At 65.3% G+C, this 21,039-nt stretch carries 15 protein-coding genes and 1 pseudogene; 8 read left to right on the top strand and 8 right to left on the bottom strand.

Translation table 11 applies throughout. The annotated features are described in order from the left end of the window. The first annotated feature begins 295 nt into the window (after window positions 1-295). Entirely contained in the window at window positions 296-1,456 is a 1,161-nt protein-coding gene (locus LXE91_RS30475) for a porin (protein WP_039370272.1), read from the top strand. Between the two features lie 387 nt (window positions 1,457-1,843). Further along, a complete protein-coding gene (locus tag LXE91_RS30470; protein ID WP_039370275.1) occupies window positions 1,844-2,317 on the top strand; it encodes a VOC family protein in 474 nt (157 codons plus the stop codon). Between the two features lie 149 nt (window positions 2,318-2,466). On the opposite strand, the gene LXE91_RS30465 is transcribed toward LXE91_RS30470, so the two are convergent. Further along, the gene (locus tag LXE91_RS30465) at window positions 2,467-3,258 is read right to left on the bottom strand and encodes an AadA family aminoglycoside 3''-O-nucleotidyltransferase (RefSeq protein WP_039370308.1); all 792 of its coding nucleotides are present in this window, start codon (window positions 3,256-3,258) and stop codon (window positions 2,467-2,469) included. 278 nt (window positions 3,259-3,536) lie between these two features. After that, a complete protein-coding gene (locus LXE91_RS30460; RefSeq protein ID WP_011355701.1) occupies window positions 3,537-3,986 on the bottom strand; it encodes an HU family DNA-binding protein in 450 nt (149 codons plus the stop codon). Between the two features lie 257 nt (window positions 3,987-4,243). Between LXE91_RS30460 and LXE91_RS30455 the strand changes: the two genes are divergently transcribed. Continuing rightward, the gene (locus LXE91_RS30455; RefSeq protein ID WP_039370278.1) at window positions 4,244-5,362 is read left to right on the top strand and encodes an acyltransferase family protein; all 1,119 of its coding nucleotides are present in this window, start codon (window positions 4,244-4,246) and stop codon (window positions 5,360-5,362) included. 575 nt (window positions 5,363-5,937) lie between these two features. Here the strand turns inward: LXE91_RS30455 and LXE91_RS30450 are convergent. From LXE91_RS30450 to LXE91_RS30440, 3 genes and pseudogenes are all read right to left on the bottom strand, one after another. Then, window positions 5,938-6,962, bottom strand: a pseudogene (locus LXE91_RS30450) (IS110 family RNA-guided transposase). A 143-nt stretch (window positions 6,963-7,105) separates the two neighbouring features. Continuing rightward, window positions 7,106-7,993: a UTP--glucose-1-phosphate uridylyltransferase GalU gene (gene galU, locus LXE91_RS30445; RefSeq protein WP_021162860.1), complete on the bottom strand. Its 888-nt coding sequence runs from the start codon at window positions 7,991-7,993 to the stop codon at window positions 7,106-7,108. A 230-nt stretch (window positions 7,994-8,223) separates the two neighbouring features. Beyond that, window positions 8,224-8,367 (bottom strand): hypothetical protein, encoded by a 144-nt coding sequence (locus LXE91_RS30440; RefSeq protein ID WP_006479318.1) that lies wholly within the window; start codon window positions 8,365-8,367, stop codon window positions 8,224-8,226. 217 nt (window positions 8,368-8,584) lie between these two features. On the opposite strand from LXE91_RS30440, the gene LXE91_RS30435 reads away from it, so the two are divergent. After that, window positions 8,585-9,760: an acyltransferase family protein gene (locus LXE91_RS30435; protein ID WP_039358348.1), complete on the top strand. Its 1,176-nt coding sequence runs from the start codon at window positions 8,585-8,587 to the stop codon at window positions 9,758-9,760. A 370-nt stretch (window positions 9,761-10,130) separates the two neighbouring features. Here the strand turns inward: LXE91_RS30435 and LXE91_RS30430 are convergent, their stop codons facing one another. Continuing rightward, window positions 10,131-12,596: a glycosyltransferase family 4 protein gene (locus LXE91_RS30430; RefSeq protein WP_039358346.1), complete on the bottom strand. Its 2,466-nt coding sequence runs from the start codon at window positions 12,594-12,596 to the stop codon at window positions 10,131-10,133. An 89-nt stretch (window positions 12,597-12,685) separates the two neighbouring features. Here LXE91_RS30430 and LXE91_RS30425 point away from each other — a divergent pair, with 89 nt between their 5' ends. After that, window positions 12,686-13,738 carry an RNA-guided endonuclease InsQ/TnpB family protein gene (locus LXE91_RS30425; protein ID WP_039358366.1) on the top strand — a complete coding sequence of 351 codons (1,053 nt, stop codon included), beginning with the start codon at window positions 12,686-12,688 and terminating at the stop codon, window positions 13,736-13,738. Window positions 13,739-13,751: 13 nt separating this feature from the next. On the opposite strand, the gene LXE91_RS30420 is transcribed toward LXE91_RS30425, so the two are convergent. Further along, window positions 13,752-15,218 carry an oligosaccharide flippase family protein gene (locus LXE91_RS30420; protein WP_039358344.1) on the bottom strand — a complete coding sequence of 489 codons (1,467 nt, stop codon included), beginning with the start codon at window positions 15,216-15,218 and terminating at the stop codon, window positions 13,752-13,754. 26 nt (window positions 15,219-15,244) lie between these two features. Further along, window positions 15,245-17,437 (bottom strand): NHL repeat-containing protein, encoded by a 2,193-nt coding sequence (locus tag LXE91_RS30415; protein WP_039358341.1) that lies wholly within the window; start codon window positions 17,435-17,437, stop codon window positions 15,245-15,247. A gap of 499 nt (window positions 17,438-17,936) precedes the next feature. Between LXE91_RS30415 and LXE91_RS30410 the strand changes: the two genes are divergently transcribed. Genes LXE91_RS30410 through LXE91_RS30400 form a run of 3 tightly spaced genes read left to right on the top strand, consistent with a single transcriptional unit; the run spans window position 17,937 to window position 21,031 of the window. Then, window positions 17,937-19,001 carry an acyltransferase family protein gene (locus tag LXE91_RS30410; protein ID WP_039358339.1) on the top strand — a complete coding sequence of 355 codons (1,065 nt, stop codon included), beginning with the start codon at window positions 17,937-17,939 and terminating at the stop codon, window positions 18,999-19,001. Between the two features lie 34 nt (window positions 19,002-19,035). Then, on the top strand, window positions 19,036-20,082 hold the full coding sequence (gene gmd / locus LXE91_RS30405) for a GDP-mannose 4,6-dehydratase (RefSeq protein ID WP_039358336.1): 1,047 nt from the start codon (window positions 19,036-19,038) through the stop codon (window positions 20,080-20,082). Next, complete coding sequence (locus LXE91_RS30400) at window positions 20,069-21,031, top strand: NAD-dependent epimerase/dehydratase family protein (RefSeq protein WP_039358333.1); 963 nt, start codon at window positions 20,069-20,071, stop codon at window positions 21,029-21,031. The genes gmd and LXE91_RS30400 overlap by 14 nt, the downstream gene beginning before the upstream one ends. Window positions 21,032-21,039: the final 8 nt, after the last annotated feature.

The following is a 21,039-nucleotide window of genomic DNA, read 5'->3' as shown; positions in this document are numbered from 1 at the left end:
GCGTGCACGCCACTGCAACCGCAAACGTTTGCACACCCTCGTTTCCCTGCTGCAACAGGCTGAAAGAGGGGATCTGCCGACATGCGCATCAACTATTGAAACAATCGCGGCGCAGCAATTGTCAACTATTTCAAAAACAGGAACAGTCGCTGATGTGCTTGATATATATGGACTTTTTCGCGCTGTTACCTTTTCGAGACACTTTATTTTTTAAGCTTTCTTGCGTGTATGGCACTGAGCTATTCTCCAATCCGCAACAAATAACGATGAATCACTTGCGTGGAGAAACTCAACGATGAAGAAACTTGCTCTCTCGACCCTCTCGCTCGCCCTGCTGGGCGCCGCTGGTGCTGCTCAAGCGCAGTCGAGCGTGACGCTCTACGGCGTGATCGACACGTCGATCACGTACGTTCACGGTAACGCCGGTCAAGGTAACAATTCGTGGTCGATGGGTAGCGGCAACCTGCAAGGCAGCCGCTTCGGCCTGAAGGGTTCCGAAGACCTCGGTGGCGGCCTGAAGGCGATCTTCCAGTTGGAAAACGGCTTCAACTCGGCATCGGGCACGCTGGGCCAGGGTGGCCGCATGTTCGGCCGTCAAGCATTCGTCGGCCTGCAAAGCGACCAGTACGGTACGCTGACGCTGGGTCGCCAGTACGACCCGCTCGTCGACCTGGTCCAGGCAGTCACGGCTGACAACTACTTCGGCAGCGTGTTCGCCACGCCGGGCGACGTCGACAACAACGACAACAGCCTGCGCGTCAGCAACGCGATCAAGTACACGTCGCCGGTCTGGGCAGGCCTGCAAGTCGAAGCGCTGTACGCACTCGGCGGTGTCGCCGGCTCGACCGGCAAGGGTCAGACGTGGGCGGCAGCGGCAGCCTACAACAACGGCCCGCTCGGCGTGGCTGCGGGTTACTTCCACGCGAACAACGCGGCAGCACTCACGGCCGGCAAGCGCGGTACGTGGACCGGTACGTCCGACGCAATCTTCGACGGCGACTCGGGCACGACCTTCATCAACAACGCGTTCGTGTCGTCGACGTCGATCGGCATCGCGCAAGTGGCAGCCCAGTACGCATTCGGCCCGGTGACGGTCGGTGCCGGCTACAGCAACGCCCAGTACAAGGCTGACGGCGCTTCGGCGTTCGGTACGAACCAGAAGTACAACACGGGCCGCGGCTTCGTCACGTACCAGGCATCGGCACCGCTGCTGCTGGGCGTCGGCTACATCTACACGAAGGGTAGCGGCGACAACAACGCCAAGTACCATCAGGTTTCGCTCGGCGCGGACTACTCGCTGTCGAAGCGCACCGACGTGTACCTGGTTGGCGCATATCAGCACGCAAGCGGCAAGAACGCCGACGGCACCGATGCGCAAGCTTCGGTCGGCTCGTACGGCATCGCCGGCAAGAGCTCGCAGGAAATCGTCGCTCTCGGCCTGCGTCACAAGTTCTAAGAAGTACGTTTCCGGCGTGCAGGGCGTCTCCGACGCCTTGCCGCCGACCTGGAAAGCCAGCCCCGGTTTCGGCCGCGGCTGGCTTTTTTTCGTCCGTCTCCCGCGTGCCGGGAGCGCCCGCACGGGCCGGCATCCGGAAGCCGGGCCCCGATGCACACCGGCCGGCCGGCGGCGGCACCTGGCGGCTGCAAAGCGCCGGGAACACCGTTTGCGAATCGCCGCGCCGGTCGCCATCCGTGCGCCGAGCGACTACCCTCCGCACTGCCGGCACCGCTCGACCGGTGCGATCGCAATGTGCCGACGCGTGTCGATTTCGGCAACCGTCGTCCGTCGTCTCGATGGCGGCACGCGGTTCGCGCATCGCCCCATTCACACAGGAGATACGCCATGACGATTCAGAAGATCACGCCTTTCCTCTGGTACGCGGCGGAAGCAGAAGAAGCCGCGGCCTTGTATGCTGGCATCTTTCCGGATTCGCGCATCGTGCGCGTCACGGCGGTGCCCGGCACCGACGGCACGCGGATGGTCGAGTTCGAGCTGTTCGGACAGCCGTTCTTCGCGATGAGCCACCCGCGCACCGACACGTTCAACCATTCAATCTCGCTGCTGGTCAGCTGCGCCGACCAGGCGGAACTCGACCGCTACTGGAACGCCCTGCTCGACAACGGCGGCACGGCCGACGCCTGCGGCTGGCTGCGAGACCGCTACGGCGTGTCGTGGCAGATCGTTCCGGAAACGCTGATCCCGATGATGTCGGACCGGGACACGGTCAAGGCCACGCGCGTGGCCGCCGCGATGATGCAGATGATCAAGCTCGACGATGCCGCGCTGAAAGCCGCGTACGCGGGTACGGCGGGCTGACGAAGCACGTCGCACGGCGCATGCGCGACGACGCGCCGGGTCGCCGGCCGGCTTCCGGCTCGACCGCATGCGCGTGCGACTGCCACGCCAATGCCGATGATCTTCATCGGCGTCGCCCCCAAGGCCGGCCACGCGTGCGGCATCTTCCGCTACGTCGACAGCATCGATTCGGCCGTTCGCCGCGCGTAGCCGATGAATGCCGCGAGGGGTTCGCCCGACAGGATCGCCGCATCGTCCTCGCCGTCGAGATAGGCGGCGCGCGCAGCCGCTACAACCGGCCGGTACGTGTCCGGCAGACGCTCCAGCACCCATGCGGCAGCGACGTCCTTGGGCGCGATCCTGCCGGTCGCGGCGCTGTACCAGATGCGCGCGAGCGCGAGCACCACGTTGCACTCGTCGCCGCGCCAGTCCGGTTCGGCATTCCACTGCGCAACCGTCGCCCGCAGCGCGGCGACAAAATCCCGTGCCGGCACCGGCTCGAGCAGCGTCGCCGCCGGCAGGCCGGCCAGCACGACGCTGTGCTGCCGCACCTTCGTCAACAGGATCGCCAGATCGTGATCGACGAGCGCCGGTTCGACAATGCCGGCCTCGAGGTCGTGACGCAGCCACTCGCCGAACTGCAGTTCGCGACGCGCCGGATGACGCCACGGCACCACTTCATCGTGCGCAACGACGGTCACTTCCAGTGCACGCATGCCGCCGGCGCGACCGAGCGGCGCCGACACGGCGAGCAGGTCGAGCATCAATGCGCGCCGCGTCGATTCGCCGAGCCGGGCCGACACCGTCACCAGCAGGTCGACATCGCTGCGCGGCTTCAGTCCGCCGTCGAGCGCCGATCCGAACAGGTGGATCGCCGTGAGCGTCGCGCCGAGATGCCGCTCGATCGTGTCGCACGCGGCGGTGACCTGGGCTGCGATTTCGTCGGGAATGCATTCAGTCACGATGCGTGCGCCTCCCGATGCGCACGCGACCGGCACAGCGCGCGCGACAGGCAGCAGCGGATCTGCTGCAAGCGCGCGGAGGATTGCCGTTCGTCATCGCGCGTGCGCGGCGCGTCTTCCGTCGTGCGTCACGCGTCGAACCGGACCTTCCGCCATTTCGCCGCTTCTTTGCTTCGCGATTTGCGCAGCGCAATAAAAATCCCCGTACGCTTTCGCGTACGGGGATCGTCGGACATCGCAGCGGTTGCCGACATGCATTCGGCAACCGCTGCTCGGCATTACGCCGCTGCGTCCTTCAGCTTCTTCAGCGCACGTGCCTTCACGCGCACGCTGGCCGGCTTCGCCGGGAACCAGCGCTCTTCGCCCGTGAACGGATCCTTGCCGAAGCGCTTCTTCTTCGCCGGCACGACTTGCGCCGTGATCTTCAGCAGACCCGGCAGCGTGAACTCGCCCGCGCCCTTCTTGTGGACCGAGCCCAGCACGACGTTCTCGAGTGCGACGAGCACTGCCTTGACCGCCTTCACTTCGACAGCTGCGCGCTCAGCGATGTGCGTTGCGAGCGATGCCTTCGTGAACTTGTCCTTCAGCGGCGTCGGAGCGGCCGGTGCCGCCTTCGCGACAACCTTCTTAGCCACTACTTTCTTCGCGGGCGCAGCCTTTTTGGCAGCCACTTTCTTGGTGGCGGGTGCGGCAGCCTTCTTGGCCACCTTTTTTGCGGAAGTCGCCATGTTTCTCCTACCAGGTGTGGTCGTTGGATACACGAAGCGTGCAACGCGCGCGCTTCAACGCCGGATTCTACAAGCGCCTTGACGCTTCGTGCAGTACTTTTATGCGTTTTCGCGGGGTTTCCCGCAGGTTTTTTTGCATGCGACCGATTTCATCGACGCTCCAGCATCAAAAAACCCCTTCACGTAGGCACCCGAATGCGAATTACGTTCGATATTTGCGCACCTATACTGGGCTCGCTCAATGCCCGGATGCCTCCATGCGCGAAGCCAGATACGTCAAAGGACTCGACGGCCTGCGAGCCCTCGCCGTCATCCTCGTTTTCCTGTCCCACAAGGGCCACGTCCTTGCCGTCGACGTCGGCAAGCTTGGCGTGTGGACGTTTTTCCTCATCAGCGGATTCCTGATCGTCGGCGAGCTGCATCGCAACCGCGAGGCGGTCGAGCGCGGCACCATGACGCGCCGCCACGCGCTCGCGCTGTTTCTCGCGAAGCGCGCGCTGCGGATCTTTCCCGTCTATTACCTGCTGCTCGCCGCGCTCGCGATCGCGCATGCGCTGTTCTACCAGCGCGGCGTCAATCTCGGGCTCGCTTGGCACGCGGCGTTCCTGTCGAATTACTGGATCGGTGTCGTCAAGGACGGCTGGCCGGGCTCCACGTCGCACTTCTGGAGCCTCGCGGTTGAACAGCAGTTCTATCTGATCGCGCCGCTCGCGCTGCTCGCGGTGCCCGCCGCGCGACACGTCGCGCTCGGCATCGCGGCCATCGTACTGTGCGCGCTCGCGCATCTCGCGCTCTACCTGTGCGACGCGTCGCCGGTGCTGATCTACGCGTTTTCCCCGTGGAATTTCGCGCTGATCGCGCTCGGCGGCGTCGGCGCGATGGCGCTCGCCGATCGCGGTGCGGCCGCCGTGCGCCGCATTCCGCCCGGCTGGCTCGGCGCGGCCGGCGTCGTGTTCTTCCTCGTGCTGCCTGCATGCACGAGCTTGCCCGACACGATCGCGGGGCTCGCGGATCTCGGCCTGTCCGCATCGCTCGGCGCGCTGCTGCTGTGGATCGTCAGCGAACCCGAGCATCCGGTCGTGGCGCTGCTCGACTGGGCGCCGCTCGCCTATCTCGGCACGATCAGCTACGGCTTCTACCTGTTCCACAACCTGATTCCGGCGCGTTTCGGCGTACTGCCCGCGCACGTCGCGCACGTGGGCATACCTGAAATCGTCCGCGACACGCTGCCCGAACTGCTGCAGTTCGCGCTCGCCGTGCTGCTCGCGCACCTGTCCTGGCGCTATCTCGAAAAGCGGCTGCTCGATTTCAAGAAGCCGGTCGCCGCGATGCTGGCCCGGCATTTCGTCGCGCGGCCAAGCACGTCGGCACGTTGAGCGCTGCACGTTGAGCGAAGAAACGGCGCTTCAAGCCCCGCCCCGGAGCTGACGCTCAACACCCCAGCGATCGCGGCATCGACCGGCGCCGGCAAAACCGATGCGGTCACGAACATCGACGTGCATCGCGCGATCGAACCGCCGATCCTGTCATCCGGGCGCCCGCCGCGGCACCGGTTTCAGCCGTGACGTCCGTGCTCGTCGGCGCGCCCCGCCCCGCACGCAGCCCCGATCCTGAAGCCGATCCGCAACCACACACGTCCCGACGGCACGCACCGCGATCGTGCACTGGCGCACCCGCACACGCAAAAATCTATGGTCAGCCCGATTTTTGCAAGCGAGGCAGTGTTGACCTAAAGTGGACTTGCTCGAATCTATCCGGGGTCGCGGATGGGAAAGATCCCGCCCCATGATGGGAGCCGCGCCGGGCAAACCTCAAAAAGCCCACAGCATTGAGGTGCTGTTTTTTGTGTCAGGTTACTTGCCCGGCCGTTGAGTCGTTTATGCCTTCACGTATCTCGCGTCGCAAAACCAGAGGTGACTACTGAAACTGAAGCCGTAAGCGATAGGAAGCGTCAGACTGAGGGAACAGCCTCGATGCTCCGGTAGTGTGTCCCTTTGGCGAGGATGGCCCAGGCGATCCTCGCCAGTTTGTTGGCCAGGGCACAGGCCACCACGTTCGAGTGTCGCCGCGCCAACAGGCTGCGAATCCAGACGCCCAATGCATCCGTGCGGTGCTCGATGCGCTGCATGATGGCCCGCGCACATTGCACCAGCAATCGTCGCAGTTCCTTGTCGCCACGCTTGCTGATGCCCAGTAGCGTTGGTTTGCCGCCGGTGCTGTACTGCCGCGGCACCAGACCAACCGAAGCTGCAAACTGCCTTGCTGAGCCATATTGCTGGGCATCGCCCAACTCAGACATCAACACGCTGGCGGTCATCGGGCCAATGCCGGAATCTCGAGCAGTCGTTCACTGCGTTCATCCTCGTGTAGCTGGGTAAGCAACTCACGTTCGAGCTGGTGGATCTGCTCGTCCAGATACTTGAAGTGCGCCTGCAAACGTTCGAGCACGACCACCAGCCTCGGCGGCAACGATTCTGCCTCGAGCACGGCAGGCAGTCGCCGGATCACTGCCATGCCGCGCGGCAAGCTGATACCGAACTCCAACAGAAACGCATGAATCTGATTGATCGTGCCGGTGCGGTCACGCACCAGCCGCTCGCGCACACGGTGCAAGGCTGAAACGATTTGCTGGGCTTCGTTGTGCGGGCTCACGAAACGCATGCTCGAACGAGCGGCTGCTTCGCAGATCGCCTGGGCGTCCGCGAAATCGTTCTTGTTGCCTTGCCGGAACGGTTTGACGAATTGCGGAGAAATCAGCTTGGCCTCATGGCCCAGCGCTTGAAGTCGACGTGCGATCCAGTGAGCACCGGCGCAGGCCTCCATGACCACAATGCAACGCGGAAAATTGCCCAGCAGCGTGAACATCTGGCTACGCGTGAGCTTTTTACGGAACACCATCCTGCCTGACGCATCCTGTCCATGCAGGTGGAAGCAGTGCTTGCCGAGATCGATTCCGATCAGCGATACCGTGTCCATGATGGCCCTCCAGAAGGACAAAATCCTCACTCAGCGTAGTCCACTGAGTGAGGATCGGGCTGACCATCCTATTAAGCCCCGGCGCGCGAGCGGCCGGGGCCAACGGAACAACCACCACCTGAAACGACGGAGCGCGCGGCTGCTTAGGCGACAGCAGCCAGCGCGGGCAAGCAGGTACGCAGGTAGGCCTCGAATTCGCGGCTCACTTCCGGATGCTGGAGCGCGAGTTCGACGGTGGCCTTGAGATAGCCGATCTTGCTGCCGCAATCGAAGCGCGTGCCGTAGTAGCGATACGCGAGCACCTGCTCGTTCGCGAGCAGCGACTGGACCGCATCGGTCAGCTGCAGCTCGCCGCCGGCGCCCGGCTTGAGCTTGCGCAGGTGATCGAAGATCGTCGGCATGAACACGTAGCGGCCGACCACGCCGAGATTCGACGGCGCGTCTTCCGGCGCGGGCTTCTCGATGATGCCCGACAGCTTGATGATGTCCTCTTCCCATTCGCGGCCTTCGACGACGCCGTACGAGCGGCTGTCGTCGCGCGCGATCGTCTCGACCCCGATCACCGAGCTGTGATAGTGGTCGAACACGTCGACGAGCTGCTTGAGCACCGGTTGTTCGCCGTGCAGCAGGTCGTCGGCGAGGATCACCGCGAACGGCTCGCCATGCACCAGCTTCTCGGCACACAGCACCGCGTGGCCGAGGCCGAGCGCTTCCGGCTGGCGCACGTAGAAGCAGTTCACGTGGCTCGGCTTGATGCCGCGCACCAGTTCGAGCAGCTTTTCCTTGCCGCGCGCCTCGAGTTCGGCCTCGATCTCGTAGGACTTGTCGAAGTGATCCTCGATCGCGCGCTTGCTGCGCCCGGTGACGAAAATCATCTCGGTGATACCTGCGTTGATCGCTTCCTCGACCGCGTACTGGATCAGCGGCTTGTCGACGACGGGCAACATTTCCTTCGGGCTCGCCTTCGTTGCCGGAAGGAACCGCGTGCCGAGACCGGCGACGGGGAACACGGCCTTGGTGACTTTCAACATGTTCGCATCCTGATTGCGTTGACTGCGCCGCGTCGACCCGCGACCCGGCGCGATTGTGTTCCGAACGGCATATCGAGAATCGACGGTACGGCCAATTCGACTCCGCTCATTTTCGATATGGACTGATTGCCCAATGATTCCGGAAAAAATATAATCCTTTCAACCCGGTCGATATTGCCGAACCGAGTGCCGAGGCAGAAACAAATTACCGATTTTCCAGATACAAATTCTTACGATTCGAATTCCTCGATATAGGGCACGCCGCCCCGTTCGAGACCCGGGCGAATCGGTTCGTTCTTCAGCGCCTCACGGTACGCCGACAGCACGGCCATGACCAGCAGTACTGCAGCGCTCGCGATCCAATGCATGTCCATCTTGCCGCTCCTTGCATCAATCAACTGGAGCTTCAAACTATCAGAAAAAAATCGGTAAATAATTGACCCGCCTCGCGGAACCGCTTTCCGAACGCGATAAAACCATGATGTGGAATTCCGATATTTCCCGGCGAGATTTTTTTATTCATTGATCGAATTCTTGCGCATTACGATTGGATGAAACTTCCCGCCCATCCGTCGCAAGGAATCGAATCGCATGCAAGCTTTCAGCGGATCGTCTCTGACCGCGCCGCCCGTCGCCGATCACAAGGAACACGTAATCGACGCGATGCGCGGCTTCGCGGCGCTGCTCGTCGCCTATTTCCACTGCCGCCAGGTCGTCTGGGTCGGCATGCAGAGCTTCCATCAGGCTTACGGCCACGCGCTCACCCCGAGCGCGATCGCCGGCTACCTGACCTTCCCGTTCGCGTGGGGCTCCGCCGGCGTGCCGATCTTCTTCGTGATCAGCGGCTACTGCATCCATCGCAACGCGGCCCTCAAGCTCACGGCCGATCCCGCGTACCGGCTCGACGCGCCGAACTTCTGGGTGCGCCGGTTCGCGCGCATCTACCCGGTGCTGCTCGCCGCGCTGCTGTTTACGCTCGCACTCGACTCGGTCAGCCTGCAGATCGAGCCCGTCAGCCACAAGATCCGCGACGTCGGCCTCGTCGCGTTCCTCGTGAACCTGTTCTCGCTGCAGGGCGTCGCCGGCTACACGTACGGGTCGAACGGCGCACTGTGGACGCTGTCGCTCGAAGTGCAGTTCTATGCGATCTACCCGCTGCTGTTCGCGGTCCGCCGGCGCATCGGCATGCCGGCGGTCGTGGCCGCGGTTGCGCTCGTCAACGTCGCGTCGGCGTGGCTGCTCGAACGGCACGACCTGCAGTTCTTCACGTCGTACTGGCTGTCCTGGACGATCGGCGCGTGGATCGCCGACGTGCGCGCACAGCCGGCACGCGGCGCGGCCACCGTGCCGTCACGCGCGTGGTACGGCGCGGCCGCCGTGTTGCTGGCCGCCGGCTGCGGCGCGTTCCATTTCGGCCAGTACGGCGCATTCCAGCTGTGGTCGGCCGGCTTCGCGTGCTTCCTGTACCGCGCGCTCGCCCGTCCGCCGCGCCCGACGCCGCCGCTGCGCGTGCTGAGCTGGTTCGGCGACTTCAGCTACTCGCTGTACCTGATCCACCTGCCGCTGTTCGTCTGCCTCGGCTCGGTGCTGTTCCATTCCGAGCTGCAGCTGTCGATCTGGCCGTCGTTCGCGTTCATGGCCATCGCGATCCCGGTCGCGTATGTGTTCTACCGGATGTTCGAACGGCCCGCGATGACGTGGTCGGCCAGCTTCAAGCCCGCTCGCCCTGCTCGGGTCGTTACGCCGGCGCCCGAACGGGCCGTTTGACCGGACCGGCAGGCTTTCCTGAGCCCTCGCGAGGCGGTACGCTGCGCGGGGGCTTTTTCATGGCCTGAGCGCGCCAGGCATGCCGGGTTGGCATCCGTGGGTAGCCTGCCGGTGTCGGGCCGCGCTACGGCCCGCCTGAGCCGCCCTCGACCGACTTTCACCGGGGACCGCCTGGGCGCGACCTTCTGGCGTCACCTTCTCGCCTCGCCAACTATTCCCTCCCAATCGACGACCGGCCAAGCACACGTCCCGCACAACGCACGACAACCTGCCCACCACCCGCCCGGCAAAAGGCCCCCGGCGCTGAAAAACAAAGCCCCCACGCAGCACACCGCCGCATGAGGGCTCGCTTCCCGCCGGCTTGCGCCGCTTACCGCTTCTTCGCCTTCGCGGCCTTCGCCGTATCCGCGAGAATTTTCTCGACCCGCTCCACGTAGGTTTCGGTGCCGAACCGGCGCACCGCCGTCGCGCGCCCGCTCGCGACGAGCCGCTCGCGCAGCGCGCCGTCGCGCTTCAGCGTATCCAGCGCATCGGCCAGCGCGGCCGCATCGCCCGGCGCGCAGAGCAGCCCGTTGTCGCCGTCCTCGATGATCTCGACGACGCCGCCCGCGCGAGCCGCGACGACCGGCCGGCGCGCGAGCATCCCCTCGACGATCACGCGCCCGAACGGCTCCGGCGTGATCGACGTGTGCGCGACGACGTCGACCGCCGTCATGCAGGCCGCCACGTCGCGCTGGAACCCGAGGAAATGCACGCGCTCGTCCATCCCGTGCCGCGCGACGTATTCGTGCAGCTGCGCCGCGTATTCGTCCTCGCCGAACAGTGGCGCGCCGACCAGCACCACGTGCATGTCGGGATGCCGCACGGCGGCTTCCAGCAGCACGTGCTGCCCCTTCCAGCGCGCGAGCCGGCTGAACGAACCGACGAGCCACGCGTTTTCGGGCAACCCGAGGCGCGTGCGCAGCGCGGCCTGGCTGACACCTTCCAGCGCATCGAACGGCTCGGCCGAAATGCCGTTGAACACGACGTCGACGTGCTGCGGCGTGAAGCCCGTCAGCGTGCGGAACGCCTGCGCGGATGCGTCGGAATTCGCGATCACGCGCGTGACGCCGAGCCGTGAGCAATACTTGATCGCCAGCAACTGCTTGCTGCCGAAATGGTCGGTGCTGACGATGTCGCGCAGGTGCCACACCACCGGCTTGCGCGCGAGCCGCCCGGCCAGCGCGGCGACCACCATCGCGCGCTGCGTGTTCGCATAGATCACTTCGGCACGGCGTGCGCGGCGCGCGACATCGCGCACCAGCCGCACGAGCTGCTTCACCGCGCCCAGCGACACGCCGCCCTGCTTGCGCACGCCCGCGAGCGCCCCCTGGTCGACCACGTCGACGCGCGCGCCGATCTCGTCGAGCGCCGCGCGGAACGGGCCGTCGTCGAACAGCAGTACGTCGGCGTTCGCACGCATGTGCTTCATGATCTCGAGCAGCGACAGCTCGGCGCCGCCGAGCACGCCACTCTGGTCGAGCACGAGCGTCGCCGGGCCGCGCGCGACCGGCATCGGCGCGATGGCCGTACCACGCTGCGCGGTCGAGCCGGGCAACGCGGCTTCCACATAGTCGAGAAAGCGCCGCCGGAACGTATCGGCGGAAAACCGCTCCGCATTCGTGCGGCAGGCAGTCGGCGTGAAGCGCTGCGGCGCACGCTCGAAATCGTCGACCGCCGCGACGATCGCGTGCGGCGTCTGTTCGTCGAAAAAGAGCCCGGTCGGATTCAGGTCCGATTGCGGGTCGAGCACGGTTTCGAGCGCGCCGCCCTTGCCGTACGCGATCACCGGCGTGCCGCACGCCTGCGCCTCGACCACCGAGATCCCGAAATCCTCCTCGGCCGCGAACACGAACGCCTTCGCGCGCCGCATCCGGTCGTGCAGCACTGCGAACGGCTGGTAGCCCATGATCTCGACGTTCGGGCCGGCCTTCGCGCGGATCTTCTGCATCTCGGGGCCATCGCCGATCACGACGAGCTTGCGCTCCGGCGTGCGCGAAAACGCCTCGACGATCAGGTCGATCTTCTTGTACGGCACCATCCGCGACGCGGTCAGGTAGAAATCCTCCTTCTCCGCGTTCAGCGAAAACGCGTCGACGTCGACCGGCGGGAAGATCACCGCCGCGTCGCGATGGTAGACCTTCTTGATACGCCGGGCGATGAACGCGGAGTTCGCGACGAAACCGTCCACCGCGTTCGCGGTGCGCGTGTCCCAGTTGCGGATGTAATGCAGGATCATCCGCGCGAGCAGCGATTTAGGCCCATGCGTGAGGTTCGACTGTTCCAGGTACTGGTGCTGGAGATCCCATGCATAGCGGATCGGCGAATGCACGTAGCTGATGTGCACCTGGTCCGGCCCCGTCAGCACGCCCTTCGCGACCGCGTGGCTGCTCGAGATCACCAGGTCGTACTCGGACACGTCGAGTTGCTCGATCGCGAGCGGCATCAGCGGCAGGTAGCTGCGGTACTTGGTGCGCGCGAACGGCAGCTTCTGGATGAACGACGTCGTCACCGGCTTGCCGCGCACGAACGCGCGATCGTCGAGGAAGTCGACGAGGCTGAACAGGTCCGCGTCGGGAAAGCACGCGACGATCTGCTCAAGCACGCGCTCGGCGCCCGCATAGGTGACGAGCCAGTCGTGGACGATCGCCACACGCAGCGCGCGCGATGCATGGCGCGCGCCGGCACGTTCGGCCGGCACGGACCGGCGCAGCGCGGCGGCATCGCCCACTTCGGCCACGGCCGCATCGGCGGTGGCGAGATTCAACACGGCGTGTTCCGCCAGATCGCGATTCATCAGTCGCTCCAAGAAACGGTGCCATTGACGGCGGGGAGGACAGGTGTGTCCTTGACAGCCAGCTTGGTCTGCAGGCTAGGATGGCCGGCATGATCCTTGTCTATCGCTACCGGGTTAAGTCGCTCAACGGACTGCTTAACAAGCAAAGCCATGCGGTGAACTACGTCTGGAACTTCTGCAACGACACGCAAAAGCACGCGCTCAAGTGGCGCAAGAAGTGGCCGACGGGTTTCGACCTGAACGTGTTGACGACCGGTAGCAGCAAGGAACTCGGCATCCACTCGGGCACCGTCAACGCAACGTGCGAGCAATACGCGAAGTCGCGCAGCCAACACCGTCGGCCTTACCTGCGTTATCGCGGCAAGAAATCGCTGGGCTGGGTGCCGCTGAAGGGCCGTGACCTGAAGCGTGAGGGTGACGCGTTCCGTTTCGCTGGCAACACGTTTCGCGTGTTCAACAGCCGGGCGCTTCCCGAAGGCAAGATCAAGGACGGGACCAACTTTGCGCAGGATGCGCGCGGCAACTGGTTTCTCAACATCGTGGTCGACATGCCCGATGTTCAGGCTCGCCCGATCCGGTCCGGCGTCGGTATCGATCTCGGACTGAAAGACTTCGTCACACTTTCGACCGGCGAGAAGCTGCCTAACGATCGGTTCGGTCGACGCGCGGCCGAGAAGCTCGCGAAAGCGCAACGGGCGCGAAAACACAAACGGCATATCGCGAAGCTGCACGCCAAGGTCGCGAATGCCCGTGCCGATTTCCAGAACAAGCTCGCGCTCGATCTGGTGCGGCGTTTCGATTACATCGCGGTCGGCAACGTGTCGGCTGCCAAGCTCGCCAGAACCAGGATGGCGAACAGCGTCTACGACGCGTCCTGGTCGTCCTTCCGAAACAAGCTCCGCTACAAGGCGATCGCGCACGGAGCCACGTTCGAGGAAGTCGACGAAAGCGGTTCTACCCAGTCCTGTTCGGCGTGCGGATCGAAAGACAGCACGACGCGGCCGAAAGGTATCGCGGGACTGCGAATAAGAGAGTGGGCCTGTAGTGACTGTGGTGTCTTGCATGATCGTGATACCAACGCTGCTTTGAACATTCTCCGATGCGGACGTGCATCGCCAGGTGTGGGAATCTCCCGCCGTTAGTCGGGGGAGGACGTCAAGCGGTTCTCCTCGCATTGAGACGGACAAACAGGTCGCGCACGAGCGCACGCAGCCCCGGCGTCATCGTGAGCGACCACGCGACGTTCAGCACCAGCACGACCGCGCACATGCCGATCGACTCGACGAGCCCCGGCCACGCCTGCGCGAGAAACAGGCTCGCGAGCAGGAAGGCGAGGTGCGCGAGCATGTCGAGCACGATCGCGCGCATCCGGATCGCCGACAGGTACAACAGCACGCCGTAGTCGACGAGCGCGCGCGCCGCGACCACGACCGCCGCGCCGATCAGCCCGAAGTGATGAATGCCGAACCACAGGCCGCCGACGAAGAACGGCATCTCGACGAGCCCGGCGAACGCCGCGCGGGCCGGGTTGACCTGCGACTGGATCAGGATTCGCGTGACGCTCGCCTGGCCGACGAGCCACACGCTGATCACCAGCACGCGGCCGACCGGCGCCGAATGCGCGGCGAGATCCGCGCCGACCCACAGCGTGAGGAACGGCGCGAGCGCGAAGATCGCGACGATGCCGACCGGCGTGAACACGCCGTTCAGGAATTCGAGCGACTGGCGCGCGAGCGTGTCCGCATGGTCGCGGCCCACGGCCGACAGGCGCGGGAACAGCGTGCGCACGAGCGCGTTCGGCAGCATGTTCAGGCGCGTGACGAGGTTCTGCGGCACCGTGTAGTAAGTGACGAACTTCGCGCCCATCCCGGCGCCGAGCATCACGCGGTCGAGCGTGTCGGCGATCATGCTCGTCGTGCTCGCGATCAGCATCCAGCCGCCGAAGTTGAACAGCCCTTTCGCGGTGCCCCACTGCGGCGGATCGATGCGCCGGATTCCGAGCACCTTGATGCTGGCGTGGCCGAGCATCACCGCCGCGACCAGCCGCGCGACGACCGCCGCGGCGAGCACCGTCTGCAGGTTCGGCGCGATCCACCACGCGGCGCCGAGCGGCAGCAGCTGGAACAGGAACGTGCCAATCGTCTGGTTCGTATTGAACACGCCGAACCGTTCGGCGCCGTTGATCGCGCCGGCGAATACCCACGACACGTTCGCCAGCGGAATCGCGAGCGCGAGCCACGGCAGCGCGAGATACACCTCGTGCTGCATCGCCGCCGACACCTTCGTGAAGTACGCGGTGTAGACGAACGCGCCGAAATAGATCAGCAGCCCGCCGACGATGCCGGTGCCGAGATTCAGCCAGAACGCGCTCCAGAACACGCGCGCGCTCTCGTCGGCATTGCCGCTCGCGAGCGCCTTCGAGATATGGTTCTGCGCGGCCATGCTCATCCCGAGATCGAGGATCCCGAAATAGCCGATCAGCGTCCACACGAGGCTGACGACGCCGTAGCGTTCGACGCCGAGCGCGTGGATATAGGCGGGCACCGTCACCAGCGACACGAAGGTCGGCAGGATCAGCCCGATGAAGTTGATCGAAACGTTCTTGAGTATGCCTTTGTCCATGCTTCTGCCTTGTGTGACGTCGCCCGTCACGGTTTCCAGCGATACATCAGCACCTTGCCGCGTGCGTCTTCCTCGACGAACACGAGGTACTCGCCGTTCTCGCGCCGGAACGCGCTGATGCCGAACGGCACGTCGACCCAGCCGGATGCCTTGCCGACCTCGGCGCCCGGGCTCATCACGCCCACTTCCTTGCCGGTTTCCTTGTCGTACACGTGGATCTTGCCGACCGGCTCCACCCCGAACAGGTAGCGGCCCTCGGCCGTGAGCCCGATCAGGTCGAAGATCGGCTTCGCGTCGAGCTGCCACGGCAGCGCGACCTGATAGCGCACGACCGGCGAGCCCGTCGACCACTTGTCGAAGCGGATCAGCACGCGCCCCACTTCCTTGTTGATGCCCGGCTGCGGCGGTGCGTCGGCCGTGTAGCCGGTCACGTACAGCGTGTCGGTCTGCGGCTCGTAGATCGCACGGCGCAGCTGCGTGAACGGCTGCGGCATCGGATAGGTCGTGACCTTGTCGTACGAGTAGATCGGGTTGCCGGCCTTGTCGATGCCGCCGTACTGGAAGCGGTGGATCCCGCGCACGTCGCTGGTGCGCCAGATGTCGCCTTTCGTGTCGACCCACCAGCCCCAGCCGCCCGCCCTCGCCTTGGCCGTCGTGTTGATCTCGGCCTCGTCGGCATCGATCCGGCCGTTGCCGTTCGCGTCGCGCCACAGCCAGTCGCCGCCCGGCGGCTTGTTCGGCACCTTGTCGACCGGTCGCGCACGGCCCGCGATCAGGCCGGACGGAATCGCGACCTCGCCGTCGCGCTTCGCGTCGAAGCGGTAGATCTTCAGGTGATCGGCGTACATGTCGGTCAGGTACAGGAACGTGCGGCCGTCGAGGCGCCGTGCGAACGGCATGCCGGGATACTGGTCCGTGTGGAACACGGGATCGTCCGGATACTTGAAGCGGTTCGACAGGAAGCCGACGTATTTCCAGTCCTGGCCCGGCGGCTTCGACAGGTCGAGCTCGAAGCGCTTGTTGCCCGTGTACACGCTGTTCGGCCGCGCCGGGTCGAGCCACGCGCCATCGACGAACAGGAGCCCCTGCACCTGCCAGCGCTGCTTGCCGTCCGGCGTGTAGCTTTCGAGCACCGCGCCGAGCCCTGCGCCGATCGTGTCGTGGCGCGGCCCGATGCCGTTCATCGACACATAGATGTTGCCCGCGCGGTCGACGCCGACGCCCGTCAGCCCGTTGAAACGCTGCGGCCCCGGCCGGCCCGGCACCGGGCCCGCGAAGATGCCGCCGCGCTCGCCGAGCGTGCCCGACTGCGCATAGCCCTTGCCGCCTTTCGAGAAGATCAGGATCTGCTGGCGCGGCCCGTTGTCCGCGACGAGCACGCGCCCTTTCGCGTCGACGGCCACGTCCACCGCGTCGGTGCCTTCCGGCAGCGCGGGCGCGTCGTCGAGCTTGCGGCCGTCCGCACGCACGTGCACGAGATGCGCGGGCCCGTTGAGCGTATCCGTGAGCAGCCACAGCGTGCCGTCGCCCGCGAGCGCGATGCGGCCCGGCTCGTGCGCGCTCCACGTGCCCTTCTGCTGCATCGTCTCCGCGTCGTACACGTCCACCGCATCGCGCGACGGATTCGTCGCGAACAGCGTCTTGTCGTCGGCCGCGAGGCCGCCGACTTCCGCCTTCTGCTCGCCCACCTCCGAGCGCGCGGGCGCCGCCACCTCGTTCATCACCATGAAGCTCGCGGCCATCCGCGCGCGGCCGGGGTCCGCGCGCCCGCCCGGCGCGACCTGCGGCGCCGCGCGGAACGGCGCGGGCTGCTTCAGGTCGCCGATCGTGCGGCGCGAGATGCCGAACCACTGCTTGCCCTTGTCCGGCCAGATGCCGGGCGACTGCAGGTGGCCGCGCTCGTTGCCGACACCGATCGCGACGTATGCGTACTTGCTGTTCACGGCGATCGCGCTGCCGCCGAGGTTGCCCCAGCCGTGCGTGCCGCCGGCGAAGCCGAGCATCTTCCCGTCCTGGTAGACGCTGGCTTCGGCCCCGCTCTCGTCCCACGGCGCATTCGTATACACCTTGCCTTCAGGCGTCACCGCGATCGCGCGGATGTCGATCTGCGTCCAGCTGCCGTCGCCATAGCCGAACGTATTGCCGATCCACGACGTGGTCGCGGGCAACACGGTTTCGGCCGGTGCGGCGCTCGTCAGCAGCGTCGCGCATACCGTCATGCCTACCAGAATCAGACGTCGCAATACGCTTCTCCAGACTTGATGCAACAGCGACCGGGCCGCCGCAAGGACTGCCGCCGGCGCACCCTGTCGCCAAATGGGTTTCAAACGTCGCGATGCAGGTTACAAGCAAAAATAATCACAAGAAATTTGGAAATATTTGGGGATGTTTCCGCCTGAAATATCGAACCGGAACAAAGTCAAAAAGGCGCCCGAAAGCGGCAATAACGACCGCCTTTCGTTTCCCATTCCGTAGAAAATGCCGCCTTCCACCGCCTGACGGGGCCGTCCGGGCGTCGACCTTTCATCCCGCGACAGAAACAATCGCCATTCGAATGTTTGGCGTCAGATAAATGACGCGCGTTTTTTTGCCGATTTCTTTTCCCTAGAATCGATTTCGATTCGATATTTCATTTAATGGCATGCATTACGTTCACGTTTACGCATCGGATGTGCGACACGCGCCGGCTCACGCCGCGCGTCGCGAAGGAGCGGCTCGATGACGGGCATCTCGCGACCCGCGGATCTCACCCCGCCGCAACACGGCCGCATCGTGCAGCTCGACGGGCTGCGCGCGATCGCGGTGGGCGCCGTGTTCCTGCAGCACGCGCTGAAGGCGCCGCTCTGGATGGGCGTCGACCTGTTCTTCGTGCTGAGCGGGCTGCTGATCACCGGCATCCTGCTCGATCGCAAGGCACGCGGGCAGTCGTACTTCAGCCACTTCTACGCGCGCCGCGTGCGGCGCATCCTGCCGCCGTACGTGCTCTTGCTGGTGGTGTCGACGATCCTGTTCGGCGCGGGCTGGCTGCCGCACTGGCCGTGGTTCGCGTTCTTCTCGACCAACATCGGGCTGTCGCTCGGCAGCATCGGCCATGACAGCCTGAACGTGCTGTGGTCGCTCGCGGTCGAGGAGCAGTTCTACATCTTCTGGCCGTTCGTCGTGCTGTGGTGCTCGGAGCGCGCGCTGCTGTGGGTCGCCGCCGCGCTGATCGTCGCGGCCCCCGTGCTGCGCGCGATCGCGACGCCGTGGTTCGACTCGTTCTGGCCGATCTACTACCTGACGCCGTTCCGCATGGACCTGCTCGCCGCCGGCGCGCTGCTCGCCATCGTGCTGCGCCGCGACCGGCGCGCGCTCGAGCCGTTCTATCCGCTCGCGATCGTCGGCGCGCTCGTATCGCTCGCGATCCTCGGCTGGCTGCACCTGTCGTTCCCGCGCTTTCGCGCCGCGAACACGCCGCTGTCGAATGCGGCGCTCTACAGCATCTCGCTGCTGCTGTGCACGTCGATCGTCGTGATCGCCCTGCGCGGCCGCGGCCTCGTGCAGCGCGTGCTGACGAACCCGATGCTCGTCTACGTGGGCACCGTCAGCTACACCGTGTACCTGATCCACCTCAGCGTGCTGTACGCGCTGTGGCCGCTGCACCTGAACCGCTTCGTCACGGCCGCGCTGGCGCTCGCGATCACGCTCGCGTACGCGACCCTGAGCTGGTACGGCTTCGAACGGCGCCTGACGCGCGGCCCCGCACGCCGCGCGCTGCCGGCCGCGGCCGGCACGACCGCCTGAATTTCATCTCCATCGTTTCTACCAGGACAACGTCATGAGCCAAACTCGCAAGAAGGCCATCATCACCGGGATCTCGGGGCAAGACGGCGCCTACCTGACCAAGCTGCTGCTCGACAAGGGCTACGAGGTCACCGGCACCTACCGCCGTACCAGCTCGGTGAATTTCTGGCGCATCGCCGAGCTCGGCGTCGACACGCACCCGAACCTCACGCTCGTCGAGCACGACCTGACCGACGCCGGCTCGAGCCTGCGCCTGCTCGAACGCACGCAGCCCGACGAGCTGTACAACCTCGCCGCGCAGAGCTTCGTCGGCGTGTCGTTCGACCAGCCGGCGACGACCGCCGAAGTGACGGGCCTGGGTCCGCTGAACCTGCTCGAGGCGATCCGCGTCGTGAGCCCGAAGACGCGCTTCTACCAGGCATCGACGTCCGAGATGTTCGGCAAGGTGCAGTCGATTCCGCAAACGGAAGCGACCTCGTTCTATCCGCGCAGCCCGTACGGCGTCGCGAAGCTTTACGCGCACTGGATGACGGTGAACTACCGCGAGTCGTACGGCCTGTTCGGCAGCAGCGGCATCCTGTTCAACCACGAATCGCCGCTGCGCGGCCGCGAGTTCGTCACGCGCAAGATCACCGACACCATCGCGAAGATCAAGCTCGGCAAGGCGACCCGCCTCGAGCTCGGTAACCTCGATGCGAAGCGCGACTGGGGCTTTGCGCTCGAGTACGTCGAAGGCATGTGGCGCATGCTGCAGGCCGACGAACCCGATACCTATGTCCTGGCAACCAACCGGACCGAAACCGTGCGCGACTTCGTGCGGATGGCATTTGCGGCGGCCGGCTATCAGATCGAATGGAGCGGCAAGGGTGAACAGGAACGCGGCCTCGACGCGTCGACCGGCAACGTGCTCGTGGAAGTGAATCCGAAGTTCTACCGCCCTGCCGAGGTCGACCTGCTGATCGGCTGCGCCGACAAGGCCAAAGCCAAGCTCGGCTGGGAACCGAAAACGACGCTCGAACAACTTTGCCAGATGATGGTCGAGGCGGATTTGACGCGGAATCAACACCATGACACGTTCTGAAGCCGGACACCCGTCGCGCCGTGCATTCGTCACGGGCCTGACGGGCTTCACCGGCCGCTACATGGCCGAACGCCTGCAGGCGGCCGGCTATGATGTCTGGGGCACGGTCGCGCCCGGTTCGTCGCCGTCCGACGACCCGGTATTCGCGAACTGCACGCTGCTGCCCGTCGACCTGCTCGATGCGGATGCGATGCGTGCAGCGGCTGCCGACGCGCGGCCCGCTGCGGTCGTGCATCTCGCGGCCCGCGCGCACGTCGCGCAGGACGAGCCGTCGCAGACTTACGCGGTCAACATCGTCGGCACGCGCAACCTGCTGGCCGCGCTCGCGGGCCTCGACCGCCGCCCGTCGGCCGTGCTGCTCGCCAGCAGCGCGAATATCTACGGCAATTCGACGGCCGGCGTACTCGACGAAACCGTCGGCCCGGCCCCGGCGAACGACTACGCGGTCAGCAAGCTCGCGATGGAATACGCGGCGAAGCTGTGGGCCGACCGGTTGCCGATCGTGATCGCGCGGCCGTTCAACTACACGGGCGTCGGCCAGAGCGATGCATACCTGCTGCCGAAGCTCGTCGCACACTACGCGCGCAGCGCACCGCGCATCTCGCTCGGCAATCTCGACGTGAGCCGCGACTTCTCCGACGTGCGCGACGTGACGGCCGCGTACCTGAAGCTGGTCGAGGCCGCGCCGGCCGGCGAGACGTTCAACGTCTGCTCGGAGCGCGCATATTCGCTGAAGGAAGTGCTCGCGATGCTGTCGCGCATCGCCGGTTACGTGATCGACGTGACGATCGATCCGCGTTTCGTGCGGCACAACGAGGTGAAGAGCCTGAGCGGGTCGCGCGACAAGCTGCGGCGCGTGGTGGGCGAGCTGCCCGTCACGCCGCTCGACGAAACGCTGCGATGGATGATGGAGGCGATGCGCGACACGCCGCACGGGCACGCCGGCTGAAGCAGGCG

It is taken from the genome of Burkholderia contaminans, assembly GCF_029633825.1.
GTDB classification, from domain to species: Bacteria; Pseudomonadota; Gammaproteobacteria; order Burkholderiales; family Burkholderiaceae; genus Burkholderia; species Burkholderia contaminans.
Note: the sequence above shows the minus strand (reverse complement) of the source record. Positions and strands in the feature narration are given on the sequence as shown.